A 2,632-nucleotide genomic window follows, 5' to 3' on the forward strand; every position below is an offset into this window, starting at 1 on the left:
ATCAGCAGCAGGCGTTGCAGATGCTGACCTCCGGCCAGACGCTGTCGCCGCAGAAGGCCAAGTCGATGGGCCTGATCCATGAGATCGCCGAGCCGGCCAGGTTGGTCGAGACCGCCAAGGCGATGATCAGGAATGGGCTGAAGCCGGTGGCGCCATGGGACGAGAAAGGTTTCAAGCTGCCAGGCGGCCAGATCTATTCGCCGGCCGGTTTCAATCTGTGGCCGCCGGCGATCGCCATCCTGCGCCGCGAGACTTATGGTAACTATCCGGCCGCCGCCGCGATCCTCAAATGCGTCTATGAAGGCCTGCTGGTGCCGTTCGACACCGCCTTGCGCATCGAGCAGCGCTATTTCACCGAGATCATGCAGACCAGGGAAGCGGCGGCGATGATCCGCTCGCTGTTTGTGTCGCTGCAGGAACTGAACAAGGGCGCCCGCCGCCCGGCCGGCGTGCCCGAAACCAAGTTCAAGAAGATCGGCATTCTCGGCGCCGGCTTCATGGGCGCCGGCATCGCCTATGTCACCGCCAAGGCCGGCATCCCGGTGGTGCTGCTCGACCGTGATCTGGAGTCGGCCGCCAAGGGCAAGGCGCATTCCGACAGCCTGGTCTCGGATCAGGTCAAGAAGGGCCGCGCCAAGCCGGAGGACAAGGACAAACTGCTGTCGCTGATCACGCCGACGGCGGACTACGCCGACCTTGCCGGCTGCGATCTGGTGGTCGAGGCGGTGTTCGAGGATTCGGGCGTCAAGAAGAGCGCCACCGAACAGGCGGAAGCCGTGTTGAAGCCATCGGCGATCTTCGCGTCGAACACCTCCACCATCCCGATCTCGTCGCTGGCCAAGAATTCGGCGCGGCCGAAGAATTTCATCGGCATCCATTTCTTCTCGCCGGTCGACAAGATGATGCTGGTCGAGATCATTTTGGGCAAGAAGACCGGCGACAAGGCGCTGGCCACCGCGATCGACTTCGTTCGCGCCATCAAGAAGACGCCGATCGTCGTCAACGACACGCGCGGCTTCTACGTCAACCGCTGCGTGCTGCGCTACATGTCGGAAGCCTACAAGATGCTGATCGAAGGTGTGCCCGCGCCGATGATCGAGAACGCGGCGAAGGCAGCCGGCATGCCGGTCGGCCCCCTGGCACTGACCGACGAAACGGCCATCGACCTTGCCCAGAAGATCATGAAGCAGACCATCAGGGATTTGGGCGACAAGGCGGTCGATCCCAAGCAGATGGCGCTGATCAACACCATGGTCGACGATCACGGCCGCTTCGGCCGCAAGAATGGCAAGGGTTTTTACGATTATCCGGCAAAGCCCGCCAAGAAGAAGCTGTGGCCGGGCCTCAAGGCGCTCTATCCGCAGCTTGCGCCCGAGAAGGTCGATTATGAGGAGCTGCAGCAGCGGCTTCTGGTCACCATCGCGCTGGAAGCGGCACGGGTGATGGAAGAAGGCATCGTCACCGACCCGCGCGAGGCCGATGTCGGCTCGATCCTCGCCTTCGGCTTCGCGCCCTATACCGGCGGTGCGCTGTCCTACATCGACGGCATCGGCGCCAAGGCGTTCGTCAAGATCGCCAGAAACCTGCAGAAGAAATACGGCGCCGAGTTCAAGGCGCCCAAGCTGCTGCTCGACATGGCCGAGAAGGGTGAGAGATTCTATCAGCGCTTCGATCCCTATGCGAAAGGCGAGACCAGGAAAGCGGCGTGAGTAAGCCTTGCACTGTGGACAAGATGGCGGTCCGGGGTTAGAACAGGGAAGGTATTTTTTCCTGTTCAAAGGAGAGCGACACATGCTCTCGCATGACCGTGTCTGGGCTGCCATTGATGCTCTTGCCGAGCGCTATTCGCTTTCGGCCTCGGGGCTGGCCAAGCGTGCGGGGCTCGATTCCACCGCCTTCAACAAGTCGAAGCGCCTGTCGTCGGATGGCCGGCCGCGCTGGCCCTCGACCGAATCACTGGCAAAGATCATGGAGGCAACGGGCGCCTCCCTCGACGAATTCACCGGTTTGATTGAAGGTCGGGCCGGGGCCAGCCATGCGGCTTCGGTCGCCCGCCGAAGCTCCGTGCCGCTGCTCGGCTTTGCCCAGGCCGGCGCCGGCGGCTTCTTCGACGATGCCGGCTTTCCAGCCGGGCAGGGCTGGGATCTGATCGAACTGCCGACGCAATCGACCGAGAGTTCCTATGCTTTGCAGGTGCAGGGCGATTCCATGCTGCCGCTCTACCGCAATGGCGACGTCCTCATCGTCGAACCGGGCGCCGTTACCCGCAAGGGCGATCGCGTCGTCGTCAAGACCACATCAGGCGAAGTGATGGCCAAGGTGCTCGAGCGCCAGACCGTCAGGTCGATTGCGCTGGTCTCGCTCAATCCCGATCATCCCGACCGCGATATTCCCATGCGCGATGTCGAATGGGTGGCGCGGATTGTCTGGGCAAGCCAATAGGTTAAGCTGGTGCGGCTTCTCCATCACGCGCTGGCGGTTCTGATGGTCCCTGTGATGGCAGCCATCGTCGTCACTGGCGGTCGCACTCTGAAAGGTAGTGAAAGCGTCATCACCGTGGACCAGCTTGATCCGGGCGCCGATGCGATGGCGCAGCAGGCTGCCGGGACGCTGCCCGAGGAGCCGGCTACAT

The 2,632-nt window shown here is 62.6% G+C and carries 2 protein-coding genes and 1 pseudogene; all 3 read left to right on the forward strand.

From position 1 onward, the window contains the following. The coding region (locus EN925_RS31370) for a 3-hydroxyacyl-CoA dehydrogenase NAD-binding domain-containing protein (RefSeq protein ID WP_128337188.1) at positions 1-1,709 on the forward strand (1,709 nt) is incomplete at its 5' end. A gap of 82 nt (positions 1,710-1,791) precedes the next feature. Continuing rightward, the gene (locus EN925_RS31375) at positions 1,792-2,442 is read left to right on the forward strand and encodes a helix-turn-helix transcriptional regulator (protein WP_013533656.1); all 651 of its coding nucleotides are present in this window, start codon (positions 1,792-1,794) and stop codon (positions 2,440-2,442) included. Positions 2,443-2,484: 42 nt separating this feature from the next. Continuing rightward, positions 2,485-2,632, forward strand: a pseudogene (locus tag EN925_RS31380) (thermonuclease family protein); the annotation flags it as partial.

This window comes from Mesorhizobium sp. M7A.F.Ca.US.006.04.2.1, from assembly GCF_004022915.1.
In the GTDB taxonomy this organism is placed as follows: Bacteria; Pseudomonadota; Alphaproteobacteria; order Rhizobiales; family Rhizobiaceae; genus Mesorhizobium; species Mesorhizobium ciceri.

What these genes read in the sequence shown, in the direction of transcription:
- EN925_RS31375 (WP_013533656.1), top strand. Translation starts at nt 1,792, where the DNA reads ATGCTCTCGCATGACCGTGTCTGGGCTGCCATTGATGCTCTTGCCGAG.